Source organism: Terriglobia bacterium, assembly GCA_020072815.1.
Lineage (GTDB): Bacteria > Acidobacteriota > Terriglobia > Terriglobales > Acidobacteriaceae > Angelobacter.
In genome coordinates, this window is sequence record JAIQGE010000027.1 from 1 (window position 1) to 21,115 (window position 21,115).

General features: G+C 59.1%; 22 protein-coding genes and 1 tRNA gene. 11 read left to right on the plus strand and 12 right to left on the minus strand.

All coding sequences use genetic code 11. The features are described 5' to 3' along the window. Positions 1-546: 546 nt before the first annotated feature. Complete coding sequence (xseB, locus tag LAO20_22725; protein ID MBZ5534250.1) at positions 547-792, plus strand: exodeoxyribonuclease VII small subunit; 246 nt, start codon at positions 547-549, stop codon at positions 790-792. A gap of 97 nt (positions 793-889) precedes the next feature. After that, positions 890-1,261, plus strand: a complete 372-nt coding sequence (locus tag LAO20_22730) for a hypothetical protein (protein ID MBZ5534251.1) — start codon at positions 890-892, stop codon at positions 1,259-1,261. 92 nt (positions 1,262-1,353) lie between these two features. Here the strand turns inward: LAO20_22730 and LAO20_22735 are convergent, their stop codons facing one another. Next, positions 1,354-1,611 carry a hypothetical protein gene (locus LAO20_22735; protein MBZ5534252.1) on the minus strand — a complete coding sequence of 86 codons (258 nt, stop codon included), beginning with the start codon at positions 1,609-1,611 and terminating at the stop codon, positions 1,354-1,356. 379 nt (positions 1,612-1,990) lie between these two features. On the opposite strand from LAO20_22735, the gene LAO20_22740 reads away from it, so the two are divergent. Next, complete coding sequence (locus tag LAO20_22740) at positions 1,991-2,872, plus strand: polyprenyl synthetase family protein (protein ID MBZ5534253.1); 882 nt, start codon at positions 1,991-1,993, stop codon at positions 2,870-2,872. 29 nt (positions 2,873-2,901) lie between these two features. Here the strand turns inward: LAO20_22740 and LAO20_22745 are convergent, their stop codons facing one another. The 3 genes from LAO20_22745 to LAO20_22755 all read right to left on the minus strand — a co-directional run bounded on the left by LAO20_22745 (position 2,902) and on the right by LAO20_22755 (position 6,451). After that, complete coding sequence (locus tag LAO20_22745; GenBank protein ID MBZ5534254.1) at positions 2,902-3,450, minus strand: fasciclin domain-containing protein; 549 nt, start codon at positions 3,448-3,450, stop codon at positions 2,902-2,904. A 142-nt stretch (positions 3,451-3,592) separates the two neighbouring features. After that, positions 3,593-5,836, minus strand: a complete 2,244-nt coding sequence (locus tag LAO20_22750) for a TonB-dependent receptor (GenBank protein MBZ5534255.1) — start codon at positions 5,834-5,836, stop codon at positions 3,593-3,595. A gap of 210 nt (positions 5,837-6,046) precedes the next feature. Then, positions 6,047-6,451: a hypothetical protein gene (locus tag LAO20_22755; GenBank protein MBZ5534256.1), complete on the minus strand. Its 405-nt coding sequence runs from the start codon at positions 6,449-6,451 to the stop codon at positions 6,047-6,049. 189 nt (positions 6,452-6,640) lie between these two features. On the opposite strand from LAO20_22755, the gene LAO20_22760 reads away from it, so the two are divergent. From LAO20_22760 to LAO20_22770, 3 genes are all read left to right on the plus strand, one after another. Then, positions 6,641-7,066, plus strand: a complete 426-nt coding sequence (locus LAO20_22760; GenBank protein MBZ5534257.1) for a hypothetical protein — start codon at positions 6,641-6,643, stop codon at positions 7,064-7,066. 706 nt (positions 7,067-7,772) lie between these two features. Next, a complete protein-coding gene (locus LAO20_22765; protein ID MBZ5534258.1) occupies positions 7,773-9,014 on the plus strand; it encodes a hypothetical protein in 1,242 nt (413 codons plus the stop codon). Positions 9,015-9,045: 31 nt separating this feature from the next. Continuing rightward, a complete protein-coding gene (locus tag LAO20_22770; protein MBZ5534259.1) occupies positions 9,046-9,750 on the plus strand; it encodes a hemerythrin domain-containing protein in 705 nt (234 codons plus the stop codon). A gap of 4 nt (positions 9,751-9,754) precedes the next feature. Here the strand turns inward: LAO20_22770 and LAO20_22775 are convergent, their stop codons facing one another. Beyond that, positions 9,755-10,801, minus strand: a complete 1,047-nt coding sequence (locus LAO20_22775) for a DUF2891 domain-containing protein (protein ID MBZ5534260.1) — start codon at positions 10,799-10,801, stop codon at positions 9,755-9,757. 207 nt (positions 10,802-11,008) lie between these two features. Continuing rightward, on the minus strand, positions 11,009-11,620 hold the full coding sequence (locus LAO20_22780; protein ID MBZ5534261.1) for a TetR/AcrR family transcriptional regulator: 612 nt from the start codon (positions 11,618-11,620) through the stop codon (positions 11,009-11,011). Positions 11,621-11,907: 287 nt separating this feature from the next. Between LAO20_22780 and LAO20_22785 the strand changes: the two genes are divergently transcribed. The 4 genes from LAO20_22785 to LAO20_22800 all read left to right on the plus strand — a co-directional run bounded on the left by LAO20_22785 (position 11,908) and on the right by LAO20_22800 (position 16,297). Further along, on the plus strand, positions 11,908-13,272 hold the full coding sequence (locus LAO20_22785; GenBank protein MBZ5534262.1) for a cytochrome ubiquinol oxidase subunit I: 1,365 nt from the start codon (positions 11,908-11,910) through the stop codon (positions 13,270-13,272). 12 nt (positions 13,273-13,284) lie between these two features. Continuing rightward, positions 13,285-14,334 carry a cytochrome d ubiquinol oxidase subunit II gene (gene cydB, locus LAO20_22790; protein ID MBZ5534263.1) on the plus strand — a complete coding sequence of 350 codons (1,050 nt, stop codon included), beginning with the start codon at positions 13,285-13,287 and terminating at the stop codon, positions 14,332-14,334. Positions 14,335-14,485: 151 nt separating this feature from the next. Then, entirely contained in the window at positions 14,486-15,382 is an 897-nt protein-coding gene (locus LAO20_22795) for a hypothetical protein (GenBank protein MBZ5534264.1), read from the plus strand. 117 nt (positions 15,383-15,499) lie between these two features. Next, positions 15,500-16,297: an alpha/beta hydrolase gene (locus tag LAO20_22800; GenBank protein MBZ5534265.1), complete on the plus strand. Its 798-nt coding sequence runs from the start codon at positions 15,500-15,502 to the stop codon at positions 16,295-16,297. Between the two features lie 65 nt (positions 16,298-16,362). Here LAO20_22800 and LAO20_22805 read toward each other — a convergent pair whose 3' ends face one another. The 5 genes from LAO20_22805 to LAO20_22825 form a co-directional block, all read right to left on the minus strand. Further along, positions 16,363-16,911: a hypothetical protein gene (locus LAO20_22805; protein MBZ5534266.1), complete on the minus strand. Its 549-nt coding sequence runs from the start codon at positions 16,909-16,911 to the stop codon at positions 16,363-16,365. A 137-nt stretch (positions 16,912-17,048) separates the two neighbouring features. Further along, positions 17,049-17,489, minus strand: a complete 441-nt coding sequence (locus tag LAO20_22810; GenBank protein ID MBZ5534267.1) for a vitamin K epoxide reductase family protein — start codon at positions 17,487-17,489, stop codon at positions 17,049-17,051. Between the two features lie 55 nt (positions 17,490-17,544). Then, the gene (locus tag LAO20_22815) at positions 17,545-18,399 is read right to left on the minus strand and encodes an esterase family protein (protein MBZ5534268.1); all 855 of its coding nucleotides are present in this window, start codon (positions 18,397-18,399) and stop codon (positions 17,545-17,547) included. Continuing rightward, positions 18,392-19,807 (minus strand): ABC transporter permease, encoded by a 1,416-nt coding sequence (locus LAO20_22820; GenBank protein MBZ5534269.1) that lies wholly within the window; start codon positions 19,805-19,807, stop codon positions 18,392-18,394. Before LAO20_22820 ends, LAO20_22815 begins: the two co-directional genes overlap by 8 nt. Beyond that, positions 19,804-20,532, minus strand: a complete 729-nt coding sequence (locus LAO20_22825; protein MBZ5534270.1) for an ABC transporter ATP-binding protein — start codon at positions 20,530-20,532, stop codon at positions 19,804-19,806. The genes LAO20_22820 and LAO20_22825 overlap by 4 nt, the downstream gene beginning before the upstream one ends. A gap of 293 nt (positions 20,533-20,825) precedes the next feature. On the opposite strand from LAO20_22825, the gene LAO20_22830 reads away from it, so the two are divergent. Further along, positions 20,826-20,903: transfer RNA gene (locus tag LAO20_22830), tRNA-Glu, on the plus strand. Here the strand turns inward: LAO20_22830 and LAO20_22835 are convergent. Continuing rightward, the coding region (locus tag LAO20_22835) for a hypothetical protein (protein MBZ5534271.1) at positions 20,882-21,115 on the minus strand (234 nt) is incomplete at its 5' end. The genes LAO20_22830 and LAO20_22835 overlap by 22 nt on opposite strands.

Below are 21,115 nucleotides of genomic sequence, written 5' to 3' on the forward strand. Positions count from 1 at the left end.
CGGTCCCAAAGCTCCCCCGCGGTTGTAGCCTGAGGGGAAACGGGCGCCGTCCGCCACGCGAGGGGTTCGAAAGGCCTTCGGATCCCTCGCAGCGACATTGTCCATTACCATTTGCCGCTGAATAACAGATACAAGGGGTGGGGGGCTCCTTCGACTCGCTCCGCTCGCTCAGGATTTCGCCTGCGGGCTCAGACGCCCGCAAGTCGGCTCAACTTTAGACTTTGGGATGGAGGGGGAGGGGTGGGCCCGCTTCGCGGGCCTGATCGCCGAAATCGCACGACATCGCCGACATCGGAAAGGCAGGGCTTCCCGGCGGGTCGTCGCAGGGCGGGAAGGCAAGACGCACCGCAGAGGACGCAGAGGTCAGCAGAGGAAACAAGCAAGTTTTAGGTTAAGAGTCAGCAGAGGAAAGTGGAAGATGAGAAAAAACTGAGGAACGGCGGGATCGGCACTGAATCTAGGTTCATCGCCCACGAAATATTACAAAATCTTTCACATCGCCCGGCTGCGAATCGCGGTAGAATTCTCCATTGGAGCTTCGGCCCCGTGCCAAAATTTGAAAACAGTCTTGAACGCCTGGAAAAAATCGTAGACGAGCTGGAGAGGGGCAACGTGCCCCTGGAACAGGCGTTGAAACTTTTCGAAGAAGGAATGCAGCTCTCCACTTCCTGCCGCAAGGAACTTGAAGAAGCTGAAGGCAAGGTGGAGATTCTCCTCAAACAGAACGGAAAGCTGCAGCCTGAACCCTATGATCTATCCGCCGAACGGGTACAGGCGCCGGTAAGGAAGTAATCCCTCAGAGCCTGCAGGACCGCCTGCAGCATTCAGAGAACCAGCGGAAAACAGCCCGCCCAGCGTGTTCCGCATTCACCGGAAGAGGAAGTGCCTTATGAAACCTCTCAGCGTTGTTGTTGCCCTGGGCAACGGCAAGACCGCGGAGTCGCTTGCCAAGTCTCTTTACACTCACTTTCGGGTTGTGAACGTGGTCCGGAATGTCCCCGAGTTGCACAGCTCCATCCCCCAGCACCGCGCGGATGTAGCGGTGGTGGACCTGGAGCTTGCTGGAATCAGCGAAGTGCGGAAGTTGATGCAGAAGTTCCCTGGCATCACCGTTGTCTGTACGCACCGCGTAGCCGATGAAAGCATGTGGGCGGATGCCCTGGCTGCCGGCGCGGTGGACTGCTGCTCCAATTCTGACGTTCGGGCCATTGTGCTTGCCGCATCGCACACCCGGCCCATCTCTCATTACCATGCAGCCTAGTCATCACTGCTTCCAGTTCCGGTCTCCTTCCAAAACTAAAAGGAGCACCCACAAGGCGCTCCTTTTTTCAGTTCTTCTTGAGGACCGGCCGGCTATTTTGCCGCGCGCACAGCTTCAACCGACGATACCGTAAAGATCACGTCCTTGCACCGGTACGCGCCATCCGGCAATTGGACACAGTTCTTGGGATCGTAACTGATCTTACTGATCGAATTGGCGTGAAACACCATCGGCTTCTGTGCGGCGCAGCCGCTAAGAGCAATGGCGAACAATGAAGTGAGAAGCAGCAGGGCCCATTGGCTGGTCTTGGCCGCAAATGCTGGTTGTGGTCGAGTGGAAAACAAACGCATGATTCAATCTCCTGCCGGGGAAAGGTTCTTGCCCGTGTAGGAAGCAGGATGGTCCCAAGAGCGTTATCGTCCAACGGTACGTTCGTCACTGTACAACCGGAACGCGCACAAAGGCACGGCCAAGCCCTAGCGGAGTCTGTTCACGAATCGCATGAACCCCGCGTCAAATCACGGTTTCAAAGCATGTCTGCTGGTCGCCGCAGGCGGGCAACGTTACCATGGGACGCTAGACTTCGGAGCGATGACACAGCAGATTCGTCTGCGCCACGCCGCTGGCTCAGGCATCCGCAAACCGCAGGTCGGTTTTGCGCAAGCCGAAGCAATATGGCCACCCCGGACCGCGTGCCCGCGTTCCGGCGGTGTTTTATACTCAATATTCATGCTTAAAGAGATCCTGGAACAGGGCCAGCAGAGGATTGATCACACCCTGGACAAACTTCTTCCTGCGCCCACCGAGCAGCCGGAGACCATTCATCAGGCCATGCGCCACAGCGTTTTCGCCGGCGGCAAACGCCTGCGTCCCATCCTGTGCATGGAAGCCGCGCGCATGGTCGCCGGAAGACTCCCCGAAGGCGCGGACGAGTTGGGCAGCGCCCTGGAGATGCTGCACACCTACTCGCTGATTCATGACGACCTGCCGGCGCTGGATAACGACGATCTTCGCCGCGGCAAGCCTACCTGCCACGTGGTGTTTGGCGAAGCGCTGGCCATCCTGGCGGGCGACGCCCTGCAGACCCAGGCTTATGAAGTGCTGGCCCGTCTGCACTGCCCGGCCGAGGCGCGCGTCAAGATCATTGAAGAGATCGCGCGCGGCACGGGCACCGTGGATGGCATGATCGGCGGGCAGGTCAAAGACCTGGAAGCTGAGCGCCAGAAGCCCGATGCGGCCACTTTGGAGTACATTCATCGTTCTAAGACCGGCGCTCTCATCACCGCCAGCCTGGTCAGCGGCGGAATGTATGCCGGCGGATCATCCGCTGAGATCCAGCGCCTGCGCGACTTCGGACGCGCTATAGGTTTGGCCTTTCAGATCGTGGACGACGTGCTCGACGTGACCCAGTCTTCTGAACAACTGGGCAAGACCGCCGGCAAAGACACCGCGTCAGAAAAAGCCACTTACCCGGCTTTGTTCGGACTTGAAGAGTCTCTGCGCCAGGCGGACGCGCTGGTGGCGTCAGGATGCAGCGCGCTTGACTTCTTCGGTGAACGCGCCAGCGTACTCAAAGAGCTGGCGCACTTCTTGATCCAGCGTAAAAAATAACCTGGCGCAAGAGAAGCTGTGAATCGCGGCTACTGCTTCGGCATCATCACGTTGTCAATCACGTGGACTACGCCGTTGCTTGCCGGGACGTCAGACTTGTTGAACATGCCGATGTCATCGTCTTCGTCGCGCACCATCAGATGCATTCCCGAGTGGTCGGCGACATGCAGCTTGCCGCCATCGAGCGGCGTGATCAGCGCCTGGCCATCGCCTTCCTTGATCTTTTTTTTGAGTTCAGCCGTGTCCCACTTGCCCGCCACCACGTGATAGCTGAGCATCTTCTTCAATTGCTCGCGGTTCTCCGGCTTCATCAGGTTTTCCATTGTGCCTTTGGGCAATTCGGCAAAAGCCTGATCAATGGGAGCAAAAATCGTGAACGGACCCGGTCCGGAAAGGACCTGGTCCAAACCCACAGACTTCAACGCAGCGACGAACGTTGTGTGGTTCCCTCGGCTGATCAGAGTTTGCACCAGGTCCCCTGTGACGGGCTGGCCGGCAGGCGCCGGTTTGGTCTGCGCTGAAAGCAGCGTCGCCGCAAACATGAAAAGCCCGCACAAAAGAATTGGTTTCTGTCGCATAAGAGCTCCCGTCGGTTCGTGTGTTCGTAGTATCGCATCAAAATGCAACGACTTCAGTCCGCCGCTCGCGCTGCCTTTGTTCTTAAACCCTGCTGGCGGACAAAAGTGGCTGCGTCTTTTAGTCGCATAAGCCGCCATCAGCTCAGTAGTGGAACCTGTACCGCATCTGCACGGACACCATTCGTGGGTCGCCGAAGTGCGATCCGCCAAAGGTATTGCTCAGGTCCACAAAGTAGTGTTTGTTGGTCAAGTTGGTCCCGGTCAGCTTGACCGACCAGTTTTCGCCAATCGATTTGCCCAGTGCTAGATCAACAATGCCGTAACCGGGCAGGTGCGCCGGGCCGTCGCCGTTGAGGAAGCCTGATCCATGGGCCACGTTGCCGGAGATCCAGCTTCTATATGGAAGCGTGGCGCTGAAACCGGTACTCAGCGTGTTGCGCTGGTCGTGGTCCAAGAAGAAGAAGCCGGCGCTGGGCGGAGTGAAATCAGTGAGGCCGCCGGTGACGGCGCCTGATCCTTCCGCCGACTGGTGCGAGTACACCATGTGCACGTCCAGCTTCTTGAACAGATGCGGCGCGCGCACGGTAACTTCGGTTCCGGTCATGCGAGCGCCTTCAATGGTCAGCGGGAAGAACAGGTTGGAGCTTCCGATGGCATCATGGTCAAAGAAGTTATGCGCGCCGGTGCGGAAGTTGTCCACTTCCAGGGCCCACCCGCGTATGGGGATAGTGATGCCAATCTCGCGCTGTTCGTCGCGTTCACCGCGCAGCGGCAGGAAGGCCAGAGATTGGCCGGCCAGCAGTTGTTGCAGGCCGTTGCCGGCGGTGTCTAGGGGCGGCGCCTGATAGAAGCGTCCGTACGAACCGCGTAGTACCCATTTGAGGCGCGGAATCTGGATGGCCACACCCAGGCGCGGACTGCCTGCAGTTTCGGTAATCAGTCCGGCAAAACGCGTGAAACGAACGCCCGCGTTGAGAGTGAGCCAGGAAAAAGCTTTGAACTGGTCTTCGATGAACAGAGCTTCCAGGTCCCCGCTCGCTTTCTGCCGCGTCAGCGGAATATTGACGGGAACCAGGACGGCCGTGTCCGGATCAAGAGTGTTGCCCTGGAGACCTATCAAAGTGCTGTCATGCTGCCCAAAGCCGTAGACTCCGATTTTTGCGTTGTGGCGTCCGCGAACGATTCCCAGCGAAGCCTGGCCGCCCAGGTAGAAAGACGCCCGGTTGTCGGTGGTGACCAATCGGTCCGCGGCATCGCCAAGTCCTTCAAAAGCCGCGCGGTTGAAATGATATGAGGGCGATAGGGTGAACACAATACCCGGCCCCGCATTGTGTATCCAGGAGAAGCTGCCAAAAGTATCTTGCTCGCGTTCGCGATCGCGGATGCCAACGGCCTGGTCTCCGAGGTTGTTGGGCACTTGATAGCGGTCAGTGCGGGCCGATCCCACAAAGCGCAGTTGGTCATTCGGCGTCCGGTTGAAGATCAGCGAGGTAAACGCCCCGACGCCCGATCCCAGGTTGTGCAGGTTGCCGCTGGCCGGCGTGGCCAGACCATGGTCCGTCCGGTTGCCATTCACGCTGAAGTAGTAAGCGGCCTTGTCGTTGTGGTCGCCGAAGCTTAGCTGGTCATCCGTGGCGTCGAAGTTGCCGAAGCTGGTGACCAGCTCGCCCTGGCGGCTGCGTTCAAAACCAGTTCGCGTGGCCACATTGAAGACGCCATACGTGCGGTCGCCGAACTCGGCGGAGTAGCTGCCGCGCTGTTCTTCCACGTAGTCAATGTCTTTGGGGTTGAACTGCGGCCCCACGTTGGTGGCGATGTTGGTGTTGATCACGGGAATGCCGTCAATCGCCCAGGTGATTTGGTGTCCGCCGCGCACGTGAAGCTGGTCATGGACCATCGTGGCCCCAGGCGTAAAGTTCGTGACCATGGCCAGGCTGTTGCTGCTGTCCGCTCCGGGAGTTTGCGCGATTTCCGCACGGCTCACCAGGGCTTGCGGTGTGGACGACGCCGGATTCACCATCTCCGGCTCCGCGGAAACCTCCACTTTTTCCGTGTGTGCGGCCACCGCCAGCGCGAAATGCAACTCAAGCACGTTTTCGGACGAAATGGCGCCAGACTGCTGGTCTGCGGCGAATCCCGGCGAAGTCACGGTAATGTCATACTCGCCCACCGGAATGTTGAGGATAGTGGCCGCACCATCGTCATTCGTAACCGCTGTCTGCTTGAACGCCGAGGTGCGGCTCTGCACCAGCACCTGCGCTCCCTTCACCGGGCGGTGTTGTGGATCATGGACAATGGCTTTCACCGTCCCGAACACGGAAGCAAAAATCTGCGCCGGCGCCAGCAGCGCCAGTACAAAGATCATTGCAATTTGTCGCTTGAACATTGCTCGTCCCCTTGAAAACTACTCCGTCTTCCTGCAAGGCCTTGTTCGCAGCCACGCCCAAATTCCCCGTAACATTGAGTCTGCAGAACGCCACAGGAAACACTCCAGAGGCTTATTTCGGCAGCAAAACATGTTTGGGGAGGGCGCGAAACCGCACTCTGACAGAGATCAGAATTCTCCGACTACGTCCGGAATTCGACTTTCTCTGTCTTAGGCGAGGGACTGAGTTGAGGGCGGACCGCGGTCCGTGTGCGAAGAAAAACCGGCGCTGGTGAACATGACCAGCGCATAGGAAGACTCTTTGTCGGTCACTGCCAGAGGGACAGGGAGCGATATTGGTGCGGCTACTGTCCCGCTTTGTACCCTGCCCTGAACGCAGCAATTCATGGGGCAGTTTTCTGGATTGGCATTGGCAAGCACCACGCCGTGCGACGCGGGAGCGCCGCCGTGGCGATGCTCAGGCATCCCGTCACAATCGTGGGCGTCATGGTGCGTCATGCCCACGCGATGGCACGCCATGGGCTCGTTGCCACTGGACTGCGCGACCGCCCACACCGGCGACAAAGGCACCGTGAGGAGCGCAGCCACCATCGTTAGGGACAAGAACCGCCGCATCGTAGCCTGCATAATACCCTCAAAGGCGTCACAAGAGCAATGGGTGATTCCCCTCGGCCGCAACATTAAATTCTTTAATTTGATGGACTTACCGAACGATTTCAGCCGAAGATAGGGCCAGCCACTTCATTAAAGCACCCTCGGCGCCACCGGGCTTCTCCGTGTCTGGAAGGCGGCCACAACGACGTTATGGACAACTCGAAACCCAAGAAAAGGCCCCTGGCGGTAGACCACCAGGCCTTGAGCGCCAAGTTTGGCCAACCGGCTTTCTCTGCCAGGCCCTCCGGCGCACCCGTGTATCACGGGTTCCAGGTGCTGGCGGACGTCTCCGTGCAAGGCTTTACTTTGGGCAAGATCACCGACTTTGAAGCCGAGCCCTCCGACGACGGTGACGCGTTCGTCATTGCCCCGGACAACAGCCGCTGCGGCCTTACCTGGCATGTCTCCTCGGAACCTTACTTTAGCGTCATCGTGCCCCACGAAAACGAACGCTGGGGCGTGTGGGCGGTCAGTTTTCCATATCCGATGACCAGCCGGGAGAACGCGCGACGCAACCTGGAGCATATCTTCCCTCGCCTGCAGGAAGAGTGGGTGCGCTGGCGGACCCGGGGTTAAGGCGTCATCCACGGGCCGCGCCTCAGCTTGCTTCCTGATGCCGCAAGAACCCATCCTCATTTATCATTAATGTTCAACATTGGCCTGAGATGTTGCGCCTGCGACAAATCGCATTGAAACTTGCAGTGACCAGCCTAACGTTGGCCGTCTTCACTCCCGTTTTCTGTTCAGCCAGTGCTCTTCCTGACTTGAATTCGCCTTCTCAAGTGGCAGCCTCTCATACCTCCTGTCACGATCCAGCGCCGCCCGCTCCGCAGGCGCCGGTGCAACATCAGAAGTGCTGCAGCCCCCGGCGCGCTCCAGCTACAGTCTCAGCACGCTATGTTCCGGCCCAGTCTACGGACATTGGAGCTACTCTCAATCCGGTTCTTCCCGATCGCACAACGTGTCATGGCGTCGCCCTGCGATCCACAGTTGAGTGGCTTGCTCCTCCCGGCTATGTGCCTCTCCGCATCTGATCCGTTCCTTTCTTTGCTTCATTTCTCTGCGCGTGCATGTCAAACACCTGCGCGGCGGGGTTTTGATAATGCATCCAAACAGTTCTTGGCAAGGCCAGGGGTCAATGAAACCAGCAATCTTCTTATTCTTACTTATTCTTTCGTTCACGCTCGGGTCGCGCGCGCAATCCCAGGACGCGTCGCCACCGAAGCAACAGCCGCCTCCTGCTCACAGCCACCAGCACGAACCCGCCGACAAGAAGCCGGCGATGGAGTCCATGCCCGGCATGCAGCACGATGATTCGGCCGCGGCGTCGCCTACTTTCATTGATGAAATACTCCACCATGCCACGCCCGGCACCAGTGCTGAACCCAACTCCACGGACGAACCCATGCTCATGCGCGCCCGCGGCAAATGGCGGTTCATGTTCCATGGCGCAGCCTTCGTCAACTTTGAGCAACAGAGCGGCCCGCGCGGCTACGACAAAGTGTTCTCCACCAGTTGGCTCATGCCCATGGTGCAGCGCGAGCTTGGGCCCGGCCGCCTGACTCTGCGCACCATGGTCAGCCTGGACCCGGCGACGGTCACCGGGCGATGGTATCCCGAGCTGTTCCAGCAGGGCGAAACCGCGTTCGGCAAGCCGATCAATGACGGCCAGCACCCGCACGATTTTCTTATGGAAATTGCCGCGCTCTATGACTGGAAGCTGGGCAAGCACACGCTACTGTCTTTCTACGCTGCGCCGGTCGGTGATCCGGCCATGGGTCCGGCGGCGTTTGAGCATCGCGTACCGGCGTCAGAAAATCCTCTTGCGCCTCTCGGCCACCATCTGGAGGACTCGACCCACATTGCCGATGACGTGATCACTGCCGGCCTGACCTACAAGCAGGTTCGTCTTGAGGCCTCCGGCTTTCACGGCCGCGAACCCGACGAATTTCGTTGGAACCTTGACACCGGCGCAATCAATTCCTGGTCCACTCGGCTCACCGTGCAGCCACGCCTGAACTGGAGCGCGCAGTATTCTCTCGGCCACTTCACCAGCCCGGAGCAACTGCATCCTGAGGAGGACGTCCTGCGCATGACAGCTTCCGTGATCTACAACCGGCCGCTTTCCCGCGGAAACTGGGCGGCCATGTTGCTATGGGGACGCAACCATTCTTTGGCTGGCGGCGCAAACACCAATGGCTATCTCGCGGAATCCACGCTGCGCTTCGTCGAAAACAATCGTATTTGGACCCGGATAGAAAATGTTGACCGCACGACTGATCTGCTGCTGGGCAAGCAGCCGGAGCCTCCGGGATTCCAGGAACAATTCCTGGCCCGGGTGCAAGCCTATTCATTCGGATATGATCGCGACTTCAACTTGGTGAAGGGCTTGTCCACGGCAGTGGGCGGACAGGTCACCTTTTACGCGAAGCCAGATTTCTTGACGCCGCTTTACGGACAGCATCCCGCTGGGGCTATATTGTTTGTGCGAATTCGCCCCACCGGCGGCGGGCATCACCACTGAGCGGACAAATTCACCCAAAGGAGTGGGACTCATGAAGACTTCTCGGCGCAATTTTATCGGCAATACTTTCATCGGCGGCGCGTCCGCTCTCATCGCCACAACGGTTGGCCAGCCGCTGTGGGCAGCCCAGCAGAAGGCTGCCGAACCGGCCAAGCCGAAGGAAGAAGCAGACGAAGACGTCTCCGCGAATGAAGACCTGATGCGCGAACACGGCGTGCTCAATCGCATACTTCTGATTTACGACGAAGGCCTCCGCCGCATCCAGGCCAAAGAGAAATTTGATCTGGACATTATCGGCAAGTCTGCCGGGTTGATCACCCGCTTCATTGAGGACTATCACGAAAAAATCGAAGAAAACCACATCTTCCCGCGCTTTGAGCAAGCGGGAAAGATGGTCGAGCTCACCGTGAACCTGCGCGCGCAGCACGCTATGGGGCGCCGGGTGACCGAGCGCATTGCCGCTTCCGTGAAATCCAAAGACCTGCCGGCCATGAGCACGGCGCTGGCCGCCTTCGTGCGCATGTATCGCCCACATGAAGCGCGCGAGGACACTGTGCTCTTCCCCGCCCTGCACAAACTGGTCAGCCCGCATGAGTATGACGCCATGGGCGAGCAGTTTGAGGCGATCGAGCGCAAGACCTTTGGCGGCGATGGTTTTGACATGGCCGTGGACCAGGTCACGGACCTGGAAAAACAATTCGGCATCTACGATATTTCCCAGTTCACGCCGAAGTAGCGTCTCAGCGCCAGGCCGGGATGCCCCGCTTGGTCAGCAGGTATACCGCGAATGTCCCCAGCCAATGCGCGCCGACGTAGTGTTCGCCGGTTAGGGCAGCTAAACCGGCTTCCGCGTGCACACTGGAGGACGCCAGCAGGTCGGCAAAGCGCGGATCGTCCACTGACAAGGCGGAGGCCATGCCGTCCAGCATCCACGCGCGGCTCAGATTCAACCCGTCCAGGTGGGAGAATTTCGGGTCGGCGGGGTCGGGCGAGACAACCGGTTTCAGCGCGTCCGCCAGATGCGGCATGAACATTCCCAGCCACGCAGCAAACTCTGCTGCGTTCACCGCGCGGCGCATCAGGTCGGCTTCGCCCAGTCCGGGCGAAAGAAAATCTTCTCCGGAGGGCTCATAATCCAACGGGCAGTTTTTGTCGGCCAAAAAGAAATCGCGCGCGCGGCGAACCAGCAGTTCGGCAAAGTTTTTCTCGCGCTTGCTGTGCGCGTAGTCCAGCATCAGTCCCATGGAAAATGCGGTTTGGCTGTGCTCGCCGCTGCGCACCGGGTAAGGCAACTTAAGCAGCCAATCGAGCAACCGTAATCGAGCCGCTTCTTCCAGCGGGCGAAGGTGCTCAGCCAGGAGTGCCGCATTAGAAATCGTCTCCGGAGGACCGGCCTGACACTCGTGCAACTCTTGCGCTAACTGCAGCAGCCAAGCCAGCCCGTAAGGGCGCTCAAAACTCTGCCGCCCGGCGCCACCCATGTAAGCAACTTCCTGAGCGATGTTCTCCGGCGTAAGACTGCGCTGCAACGCTTGCCGGGCTGGCGGTGCGAAATCCTCTTCGGGAAAAAGTCTTACCAGGCGGACCAACGTCCAGTGGGTATGCACGGCGGAATGCCAGTCATAGCATCCGAAAAACGCAGGCGTGAGTTTGCGCGGAGGCACAGCGTCAGCATCGCCCTCGATCACATGGCTGATCTTGTTGGGATATTCGCGACCCACGCAAGCTAGCGCCATGCCGGCTACCCGCGCGGCCAGGGAAGAATCCAGAGTCTTGCCGGTCGTCATCTATGAAAGCCTGATTTGATGAAATCCGATACGCGAACCTGTTTATAGATATAACACAGGGGTGATTGCCGCAGAACTTCGCCGCCTCCGCGACGACCGGAAGGCGCCCAGCAACGAGAGGTCAGCTTTTTCTTTGGGAGTACGGCCGCTGCAACGTCGGAAAAACGCAGCAGCGGCCCTTGCGGGACTTGTGACGGGACGGCGATCTTAGGCCGCAGTTTTGATCAAGCGCTCAACCACTTCAGGCAGAAATTGCTCGGCTTGCTGAACGGAAAAATTGGCGGGGTAGCCGCAACGCTCTTGCGACGCAATGTCGCGGAGCACGCCTTCCACCGCGCCCAACAAAACGGACCGCATCATCTGGACATAATACGGCTGCGTGTGGGGTGAAACCTCGGCAATCAAAGAATCCGCCAGCGCCACCAGGTCCGTATAGCTGGGGGTGAGCATCATCATCTCACCGCCTGCCATGCGGCGGCCCTCAAGCAGGATAAGATCGCGCAGTTCACGGTCCTGGCCCAGGTGCTGGACCATGGCCCGCGCCATGTTTTTCAGTTTCTTCTGCGGTGACGCAACCTCTTGCAGACGAGTCAGGCGCACGATTAAACGACTCCACCCTTCTTCAAAGATGCATCGCAGCAATTCGTCTTTGCTGCCGAAGTGCTCGCTCAGCACAGATTCGCTGGCCTGCGCTTCACGACAGATGGCATGGAGAGTTGTGTTTTCGTATCCGACGACCGAGAACAAATGTTTAGCGGCCCCGAGCAAGCATGCTCGGGAATGGTCTTGCGGCAAATGATGCAATTTAGGCGTAGCCAAGGTCATCCTCCTTAGCTCGCGAAACAATTCTAGCGACCCCGCCGGTCCCGGAAAGTCCCGCAGGCAAATTATTGTGCGGATTGTAGCCTACAAACTTAAGATAATGCAACACGATTAAGCGATTTAATGCTGGATGACGCCGGTCACAGCCCGGCGGCACGAACGCCCGTGTAGTATGTTTGCTGTTGCGTCCCCGCGGCTTGAGTTCCTGGGATGGCTGTGCAAGAAACTGCACATACGATTTGCTGGTTCCTTGGCCCCTGGAGCTGCTCCGCCAGGAGATACGAATGGAAAGCACTCTACTCATCCACCGGCTCCATTTTGCTTTCACCGTCACATTTCATTATCTGTTTCCGCAGCTCACCATGGGACTGGCGCCGCTGATCGTGATCATGAAAACCATGGCCCTGCGCACGCAGAATGATCTCTACAACCAGGCAGCGCGCTTCTGGGCCAAGATCTTCGGCATCAATTTCATCATGGGCGTGGTCACCGGCATTCCCATGGAATTCCAGTTCGGCACCAACTGGTCGCATTTCTCACGCTTGACGGGTGGCGTGATTGGCCAGCCGCTGGTGATGGAAGGCGTATTTGCGTTCTTCCTGGAGTCAGCGTTTCTGGGATTGTTCCTCTACGGCGAAAAACGTCTCAGCCCCAAAGGCCATTGGTGGGCCGCGTTTCTGGTGTTCGCGGGATCATGGCTCTCCGGCTACTTCATCATCGTGACGGACGCCTGGATGCAGCATCCCGTCGCCTTCGAGCGCATGAGTGACGGCCAGTTTCAGGTCACCAGCTTCTGGGGCCTGCTGATGAATTCCTGGGCCGTGGTGCAATACGCACATAACATGACTGGCGCCGTGACTACGGGCGCATTTGTCATGGCCGCGGTGGGCGCTTACTACCTGCTGCAAGGAAAATTTACGGAATACGGCCGCGTGTTCCTGCGGATGGGCGTCATCGCCGGACTCATCGTGTGCGTCCTTCAGATCTTTCCCACCGGCGACCTGCATGGCAAGATGCTGGCCAAGTATCAGCCGGCCACCACGGCGGCCATGGAAGGCTTGTTCACGTCGGAGTCCGGCGCGCCCATGGTGATCCTGGGCCAGCCCGATGAAGAACACCAGCGAATCGACAATCCCCTGGTAGTGAACAAGACGCTTAGTTTCCTGATTTACGGCACCACCACCGCGGAAGTCAAAGGCCTGAATGAATTTCCCAAAGACCAGTGGCCCACGAACATTCCTCTGCTTTATTACAGCTATCACATCATGGCCGGGCTGGGGACGATCTTTGTCGCCGTCATGGTGGTTGCGGCTTTTCTGCTGTGGCGCAAAAAACTGTACGAATCGCGCTGGATTCTCTGGGTCCTGATGCTGTGCGCGCCGCTGCCCTACGTCGCCAACACCGCCGGATGGATGACCACGGAGATCGGCCGCCAGCCGTGGCTGGTTTATGGTTTGCTCCGCACCACTGAGGGCTATTCCAAACATGTCCACGCCGGCAACGGGTTGTTTACGTTGCTGGGATTCATGGGACTGTACACGGTGCTGGCCATCCTCTTTCTTTACCTGTTTCACCACGAAGTGGAGCACGGTCCTGAACCGGGCGATGCCGGCGTTCTCCGGACCGGCAACCAGCCGATGTGGCACTAAGGAGGCATTGCGATGCTCTTTGTTTGGTTCTGGCTTGTGGCCATCATGATCACCGGATACGTGGTGCTGGACGGGTTTGATCTGGGAGTAGGCGCATTGCACCTGGTGATCGCCAAGACCGATCAGGAACGTCGCACCGTGATCCGCACCGTGGGCCCGGTGTGGGACGGCAATGAAGTCTGGCTCCTGGCCGGCGGCGGCACGTTGTATTTTGCCTTCCCGCTGCTCTACGCTTCCGGCTTCAGCGGCTTCTATCTTCCCCTGATGATCGTGCTGTGGCTGCTGATCCTGCGCGGCATCGGCATTGAACTGCGCATGCACCTGAATTCGCCGGTGTGGCGCGGCCTGTTTGACGGCTGCTTCGCCTTCTCCAGCATGCTGCTCATGATTTTCTTTGGAGCGGCGCTCGGCAACGTGATCCGCGGCGTCCCGCTGCAAAAGGACCAATACTTCTTTCTGCCTTTGTGGACGAATTGGAGAGTCGGCCCGCAGCCCGGAGTGCTGGACTGGTACACGGTCATCGCCGGCGTGGTGGCGCTGGTCGCATTGACCCTCCACGGCGCGCACTACATTGCAATGAAGACCAGCGGCGACCTCAACCTTCGCGCACGCCGCGTGGCGTCGTCCTTGTGGCCGGTGTTGGCGATGTTGACGGTCGTAAGCTTGGTAGCCACGCTTTCCATCCGGCCTGAATTATTGGCCAACTACCGCACTTATCCAGTGCTTTATGCTGTACCTGTGGCGGTGGCTGCAAGCCTGGCCGCGATGTTCATCTATCGCCGCAAAGGAAGCGATACCGGCGCCTTCCTGGCTTCGTGCGCCTACCTGGTGTTCATGCTGGTAGGCGCCGCAGCCGCGGTCTATCCTAACTTGCTGGTCTCAACCACGGACCCGGCATTCAACATCACCGTGGAGAACGCCCACACCGGAGCGTATGCACTCCGGGTAGGGCTTGTCTTCTGGGGCATTGGAATGGCGATGGCTGCTGGGTACTTTGTGTTTATCTATCGCATGTTCAAAGGCAAGGTAGCAACACAGACGGAAGGCGGCGGCTACCTATAAACCAACAGGCTGGACGTGACGAAGCTAAAGCTTCGGGTAGTCCAGGATACGAATGGATTTAGTGTCGGTTCTAAACTAAACTTGATAAATCTAAAGCCGCAATACCCCAGGCGTTGTGGCGCAATAGAACCAGGTAAGGAGGCCGTCTCCTATGTCTCACCAGCGAGCTGTTTCGATCATGTTCGGTTCCCTCCTTGCGGTCCTGGCCATTCCCGCCCTGGCTGCGCCCGCGCCGCGAGCGTCTGATCCTTGCGCCCAGATACGTGCTGATTTTGAAAGCAAGATCAAAGAACTCAAGCTGCGCCAGCAGAGTGAATCGCAGGAGTGCCAACAGACCAACGGCGAGAGTTCTGAGGTCTGCAACAGTTTGAAGAGCCGCCAGAAAGAAGAGATGCGCCAGTTGCGCGAAGAACAAGCGGCCCAGTTGAGCGCCTGCCGGCGTCCTCGCATTCTGGGTTTTTCCGCGCTGGCGGACGTGAATCTTTTTAACTATTGCTATTACCCGAACTACTATTGCCCGCAGTATCCGGGCAACGAATACTATCCTCCTCCCGGCCACTACCGGCATCACCCTCCGGGAAAACATCCTGGACACCATCCTCCCCCTGGCGTTGGCGGCGGTGACGGACACCACAAACCACCCAAACAGCCTGACCGCACGGACCACGTGACCGCTCGTACGGGCGGCAACGGGTCTGGCGCTGCGGACGGGTCGCACGGCGGCAAGGGCGGATCTTCTACGACGGCCTCAACCAGCCACGGCTCTGGCGGCGGCTTGGTTTCCGCTGGACACGGCGGTAGCGGCGGGGCCTATTCTGGCGGTTCGCACTCCAGCAGCGGTGGCGGATCGTACTCCGGCGGTTCGCATTCCAGTGGCGGTGGCGGGTACTCCGGTGGCGGCGGCTCTTATTCCGGCTCCAGCGGCGGATCGTCGCATTCGTCTTCATCTTCATCCGGCGGCGGGAGCTATTCAGGATCATCTTCTTCCGGATCGTCGGCTGGTTCAGCTTCATCTGGGGCGTCTTCGTCGCACACCCAGCCCAAATAATTTTTCTCTGGCTGCGTCTCCTCTCGCATGAGACCCGGGCAGGCACGGCGCCTGCCCGGATTTTTGTTTTGCCTCAAAGGTCAAGCTGGCTGTCTGCACGATTGGTATACTGCCCCAATGCCGGAAGAAGAATACGTCCAGAGTGACATCCTCACCAGCAAACCTGCTGCGGCCGATGTGCGCGTGAACTACGGGCCGGGTGAATTCCAATTTGCCGATGTGCGTATTCCCTCCGGCAAAGGACCACACCCCGTGGTGTTCTTTATCCATGGCGGCTACTGGCGCGCCAAGTATGACCTGACTTACGCAGGCCACCTCTGTGGCGCGCTCAAGCAAGCCGGCGTCGCCAGTTGGAATGTTGAATACCGCCGCGTGGGCAATCCCGGCGGAGGCTGGCCTGAAAGCTTTGAAGACATTCGCAGCGCCTATCGCGCCTTGCTGGAATCCAAGCAGAAGAACACCCTGCCGCCCTTGGATGTCAAACGCGTTTGCGTGGCCGGACACTCTGCCGGCGGACAACTGGCGCTGTGCCTGGCGGCATTTGAAGCGACGGTGACCCGCGTGCTCTCCCTGGCCGGCGTGCTCGACCTGCACCGTGGCTACGACTTGCACCTGAGCAATGACGCCGTCGCCAACTTTCTGGGCGGATCGCCAGCCGAAGTCCCCGACCACTATCGCGAAGCTTCGCCTGCGGAAAAGGCCATCCCCCACGCAGTCCAGAAGCTGATCCACGGCACAGCCGACGAGGACGTGCCCTACGAGATCAGCCAGGGCTACGCGGAGCGCAAGAAGAAGCTGGGCGAGAAAGTGGAACTCATCACGCTGCCGAAGATCGGGCACTTTGAGATTGTTGATCCGGGCTCGGCGGTGTGGAGCAAAGTACAGGATGCAATTGTCGGGCTGACACGCGGGTAGCCCCAAAAGAAGAAACCGCGCGGCTGCTTCACCCGCGCGGCGATAAGACGTCTATCAGAAGTTCACTATTTCTTGGCGTAAATCTCTATCCCTTCGGCCTTAGGGAAAGAATACGAAAGCGGTTTGCCGGCGAACGACTTTCCAGGATTGTGGGTAAAGAAGCTGGCGGAATTCGGGACTTCCAGTTTCCAACCGGCGGAAAGCGTGAGCGGGCCAGGAAGAATAATGGCCACGTGGCCTCCGTTCTCGCCCGACATCACAGCGATCACTGCCTTGCCGCAATTGGCGGCGCTCTGTGCTTTCTTCAAGGCTTCCTGGTCGGTGGCCGCTCCCAGATGCTCCCAATCGCCCGCTGCTTTCGTGGCGATCTGGGCGGGCGTCATGTACTTGGAATCGGCGCCGAAATCCTTGACGCCATAAATCTGTTCCAGGGCCTGCGCCAGAGCGGCACGGCAACCGTTGTCCAGGGGAAGCTGGCACGCGGTGAACTTCTGCAACGCGGTTTCCATATATTTCTGCTGGTCAGCGCCGTAGTCGGTCTTTTTGCAATCCTGCGGAACGCACATGGCCGCGCTCAGTGCTAGGAAGACTACGCAACATAGCATCTTCTTCATGTCCTAGGACTCCTTTTTGTGATGTTCGCTTCAGTGAAGGTATATGGCGTCTTTGAAGTAAGCAACGAATGAACAGATTGTACCCATCATCCAGCCGAAACAAACTATTACCAGGGTACAGTGCCTTGGCGGCAAGCCTATGACGGTGGCGAAGGGCTTTCTGGCGACTGTTTGCGGCCCCGGCTAAACATCATCACGGCCTGCGCCACGGATGCCAGAAATATAAGCGCGATGATTCCCTGGGATGTGACGCAGTAAATGCACCATACGCCAAGTTTGTTTTTGTCGGCTTCAATGGACGTGAGGTAGAGCGAAAACACCAGGCCGATCAGCGAAGCGGCCAGCAGCATCCGCCAGGCCCTCTTGAATGCCAGGCCGCCCAGCAAGACGTAACCCGCAATCCCGATGATCGCCACGGGTGTCCCGGCGAACACCGCGTACGGGCTGTGGTTCACCGTGCCGCAATCCCACTTCTCGTTGATGCTGCAGGGCGAGGTGTCCGTGCGGTAGTGTTCGCGCAGCGCCAGGCTTGCGTCCACTACTCCGGCCAACGCCAGCACAGCAATCAGCCATCTCATAGCCTGCTCCTCTCTTCTATGGCGGCAGACGGGTGCGCCAGCACAGAATCGCGCGCTACTTTGCCAGCCCCAGCGCCCGCGCGTCAAATTCCAGTGATTCCCGCAGGTGCTGGGCCACGAACGCCCAGTCATGCTGCCCCGGATAAACGTGGGCAACATGCGCGACATGACGATCGCTCAACAGCTTGTCCATCTGCCGCACGCCGGCATCAAAGCCGAAGTCATCGCGATCGCCGCAATCAAAATAAATCTTCAGGCTCTTGAGGTCAGCCGTCCGCGCTGGAACGAAAGGCGAGTTGGCCTTCCAGAAAGCTTCGTCCAGCGGCGTGCCGAAGGCGGTCCCCAGAAAATTGTTCAAACCGGCGTTGGCCGAACCGCGCGGCAACCGTTCCAACAACGCCGGCATGTGCGCGCTCGCGGCGACGAACATCTGCGGATACTTGAAGGCGAAGCGCAGCGCGCCGTAGCCGCCCATCGACACACCGGCAATCGCGCGCCCGGACCGCGTGCCCAGCAAACGAAACTTTTTCTCCATTTGGGGAACAAAGTCGCGGATGAAGAAGTCCTCGTACTTGACCCTGCCGTCTTTGGAGTTGATGTAGAACGACGTATCGGCCTGCGGCGTGATGATCACAAACTGGCCCAAGCGCTTCTGCTCCCACAGGTCTTCAATCATCTGCCAGCCGCCACTGGAGACCAGGAAGCTCTGGTCGCCGCCCAGCCCGTGGAGAAAATACAGGACGGGAAACTTCCTGGCAGGCTGCGCGTCATAGTTCGGCGGAAGCATGGCGCAGTAGCCGACGGACGCCGCCATGTAGCGGCTCTTGACCGATCCGCACTGCATGCGCTCGGCGGCGAATCCTGAAAGCGTGCCGGCAAGAAGCAGCAACGCGCAGAGAGCTTTAGTCATGCCGCAGAGCCTGGACGGGATCCAGCCGTGCCGCGCGCGACGCCGGATAAAGCCCGGCAAACAAACTTACCACCGCGGAAAAACCAACCGCGGCCAGCACCAGCCAGAGCGGCACTACCCAGAAGTTCTCAGGCTTCATGTCCTGGCGCTGCAGGTAAAGATTGGTCACGACGTTGATCACCCGGCCAATCGTCCAACCTATGGCCACGCCGAGCGCTCCGCCCACAACGCCCATGGAGCCGGCTTCGACAAAGAAGATGCGCTTGACGTCGCCGTCACTGGCGCCCAGGGCCTTCATGATGCCGATCTCGCGCCGCCGCTCCAAAATGGCCATGACCAGCGTGTTTACAATCCCTAAGAATGCCACGGCCAGCGCCAGGCTGCCGAACACTCCCAGAAACAGGTCCAGGAAGGTGAAGAAGCGCGTGATGCCCTTGGATGCGTCCAGAATCGAAAAAGTATTGAAACCTTGTTTCTTGATTTCGTCTTCCACGTGGGCCACTTCTTTGCTCTTGGCCACGCGCACCACCAGCGCCGGATACGTTTTGCCCTGGCCGGGACGCATGATGCTGCTGATATCAATCGGCTGCATCATGTTGAGCGATTCTGCGTACGCGATGGGAAGGAAAGCTGACGTACGCCCGCTGCGCATGCCGCGATAAGGCTCCGCGTTCACAATCCCCACAATCTTCAGCGTCTGCACCTTGCGCACAATGTTGACGCCGGGAATGTCATCGCTCTGGGGAGAGCTGCCGCCCGGTGGAGGCGGCGGCGGAACGTCCTGTGCCTGGCGCTCGGGATAACGAAAGACGATTTCTTTGCCGAGAAGCTGCTGGGCCTGATCGTTGGTCAGTTTGCTGTCAGCGCCCGGGTCTTTATCGGGGAGCGCCAGCAGCGTACGCGCAAAATCGGCCATCAGGATGACTTCATGCGCGTCTGCCGCGGAGAAAAACTTGCCTTGCGCGTCGTCAAACGCTTCACTGCCGCGAGCGGACTCCGGCAGGCCGCCAACGACGGTAAAGTGCGACTCCTCCGGCGGCGTTCCGTTGAGGCGGAATTCCCCTACCGCGCTGAAGTTGGAATAGACCTCCACCACTTCGGGCATTTGCAGGAAGCTCTTGCGCGCCGCGTCATCCAGGGCCTTGGGCGGAGCTGCGGGTGTTGCGGTAGCGCCAGCGGCCGACCCGAACCGCGGACTGCGGAACTGCCGCGATGTGACCAAAACGGAATCAAAAAGCCCGGAGCGGCCCAATTGGCGCGTGGCCAGTTGCTGCAGGCCGATGCCCAGGGAAAGCATCGCCACCAGTGACGCCACGCCCACGCCAATGCCCAGCGTGGTGAGCGAATTGCGCAACACGGACTCGCGCAGGTTGCGTCCGGCAAGCTCGACTAGATCGTAGGCTCTCACCGCGCGAGGACTCCCTTCCGTTTGGCGTTTTCGGTCTCACCCACGAGTTTGCCGTCGCCCAGAAAAACCATCTTGTCAGCGTAGCGTTCGGCCAGAGAGCGTTCGTGCGTCACCATGATCACCGTCATCTCCAGCGTCTTGTTCAGTTCCGTGATCAGGTCCATGATTTCCGTGCCGGTTTTTGAATCCAGGTTGCCGGTGGGCTCGTCGGCCAGCAGAATTTTAGGGCGATTGACCAGCGCGCGGGCCAGCGCCGCCCGCTGCTGCTCGCCGCCGGACATCTCGCTGGGCCGATGCTTCATACGATCACTCAGGCCCACGCGTTCCAGCGCTTCGCGCACGCGGTCCTTGCGTTCGCGGCGGCGTACCTCGGCAAAGCGCATGGGCAGCTCCACGTTTTCATAGAGCGTCATGTTGGGGACCAGGTTGAAGGACTGGAAGACCATGCCCACGGTGTGGCGGCGATACTGCGCCAGTTCCGCGGGCGTGAGCGTGGCCAGGTTCTGGCCTTCGACGACAATGGCCCCGGAGTCCGCCCGGTCCAGCCCGGCAATCAGGTTCAGCAGCGTGGACTTGCCTGATCCGGAGGGGCCCAGCAGGGCCACAAACCCTCCGCGATTGGCGGCAATGCTGACGCCGTCCACCGCCGGAATCACGGACCGCCCCAGTTTGTAATGGCGCACCAATGAGACTGTCCTGACTGCTTCAGTACCGTTTGCTTCCAATGGGGTTCCTCAAATGCTTTTCTTTGATGTTACTACGCGGGACCGCTTTCCTGCGCGTACGGAACCCCAATTCATTCTGGATCACCAGACCAAAGGTTCTCAGGCGATGCTGTACGGATAGGCCCGCCCGGCATTGCGTTGAGGACTGGGCCTTGCGATTACGGCGACTGACTAGGAGCCCCCTCGGCAGCCGTAGCGCCGATGGGTCGCCGGAGATTCCTGCCTGTTCTTTTGACAGCGTCTTTATTCGGCTGTTAACATTAACAAGGTCCAGTGAGTTTCCCACCGCAAGCGTCCCCGTCGTCTAGCCCGGCCTAGGACATCGCCCTTTCACGGCGGTAACACGGGTTCAAATCCCGTCGGGGACGCCATGATTAGGCCCGATGTTAACACGTTGATTTAATAGATCCGCCTTGATTTCGGCTGCTTGTTCCAAAACCACAAGAGACTGTTGAAAAACTCGGCTGCACATCCGGGTTTTGTTGTTGGTGATGATCATCAAGTGTGCTAATGAGATGTTCAGGAGGAGCACACCAGATGATGGGTGAACAATCCCGGACCGAGTCACTGTTCTACTACTTCC

Excerpts from the sequence above, each read along its gene's own strand:
- cydB (MBZ5534263.1), top strand. The coding sequence starts at position 13,285 with ATGCTCTTTGTTTGGTTCTGGCTTGTGGCCATCATGATCACCGGATAC.
- LAO20_22730 (MBZ5534251.1), top strand. The coding sequence starts at position 890 with ATGAAACCTCTCAGCGTTGTTGTTGCCCTGGGCAACGGCAAGACCGCG.
- LAO20_22745 (MBZ5534254.1), bottom strand. The coding sequence starts at position 3,450 with ATGCGACAGAAACCAATTCTTTTGTGCGGGCTTTTCATGTTTGCGGCG.
- LAO20_22740 (MBZ5534253.1), top strand. The coding sequence starts at position 1,991 with ATGCTTAAAGAGATCCTGGAACAGGGCCAGCAGAGGATTGATCACACC.
- LAO20_22785 (MBZ5534262.1), top strand. The coding sequence starts at position 11,908 with ATGGAAAGCACTCTACTCATCCACCGGCTCCATTTTGCTTTCACCGTC.
- LAO20_22775 (MBZ5534260.1), bottom strand. The coding sequence starts at position 10,801 with ATGACGACCGGCAAGACTCTGGATTCTTCCCTGGCCGCGCGGGTAGCC.
- LAO20_22800 (MBZ5534265.1), top strand. The coding sequence starts at position 15,500 with ATGCCGGAAGAAGAATACGTCCAGAGTGACATCCTCACCAGCAAACCT.
- LAO20_22765 (MBZ5534258.1), top strand. The coding sequence starts at position 7,773 with ATGGAGTCCATGCCCGGCATGCAGCACGATGATTCGGCCGCGGCGTCG.
- LAO20_22810 (MBZ5534267.1), bottom strand. The coding sequence starts at position 17,489 with ATGAGATGGCTGATTGCTGTGCTGGCGTTGGCCGGAGTAGTGGACGCA.
- LAO20_22755 (MBZ5534256.1), bottom strand. The coding sequence starts at position 6,451 with ATGCGGCGGTTCTTGTCCCTAACGATGGTGGCTGCGCTCCTCACGGTG.
- LAO20_22735 (MBZ5534252.1), bottom strand. The coding sequence starts at position 1,611 with ATGCGTTTGTTTTCCACTCGACCACAACCAGCATTTGCGGCCAAGACC.
- LAO20_22760 (MBZ5534257.1), top strand. The coding sequence starts at position 6,641 with ATGGACAACTCGAAACCCAAGAAAAGGCCCCTGGCGGTAGACCACCAG.
- LAO20_22770 (MBZ5534259.1), top strand. The coding sequence starts at position 9,046 with ATGAAGACTTCTCGGCGCAATTTTATCGGCAATACTTTCATCGGCGGC.
- LAO20_22795 (MBZ5534264.1), top strand. The coding sequence starts at position 14,486 with ATGTCTCACCAGCGAGCTGTTTCGATCATGTTCGGTTCCCTCCTTGCG.
- LAO20_22750 (MBZ5534255.1), bottom strand. The coding sequence starts at position 5,836 with ATGTTCAAGCGACAAATTGCAATGATCTTTGTACTGGCGCTGCTGGCG.
- LAO20_22815 (MBZ5534268.1), bottom strand. The coding sequence starts at position 18,399 with ATGACTAAAGCTCTCTGCGCGTTGCTGCTTCTTGCCGGCACGCTTTCA.
- LAO20_22805 (MBZ5534266.1), bottom strand. The coding sequence starts at position 16,911 with ATGAAGAAGATGCTATGTTGCGTAGTCTTCCTAGCACTGAGCGCGGCC.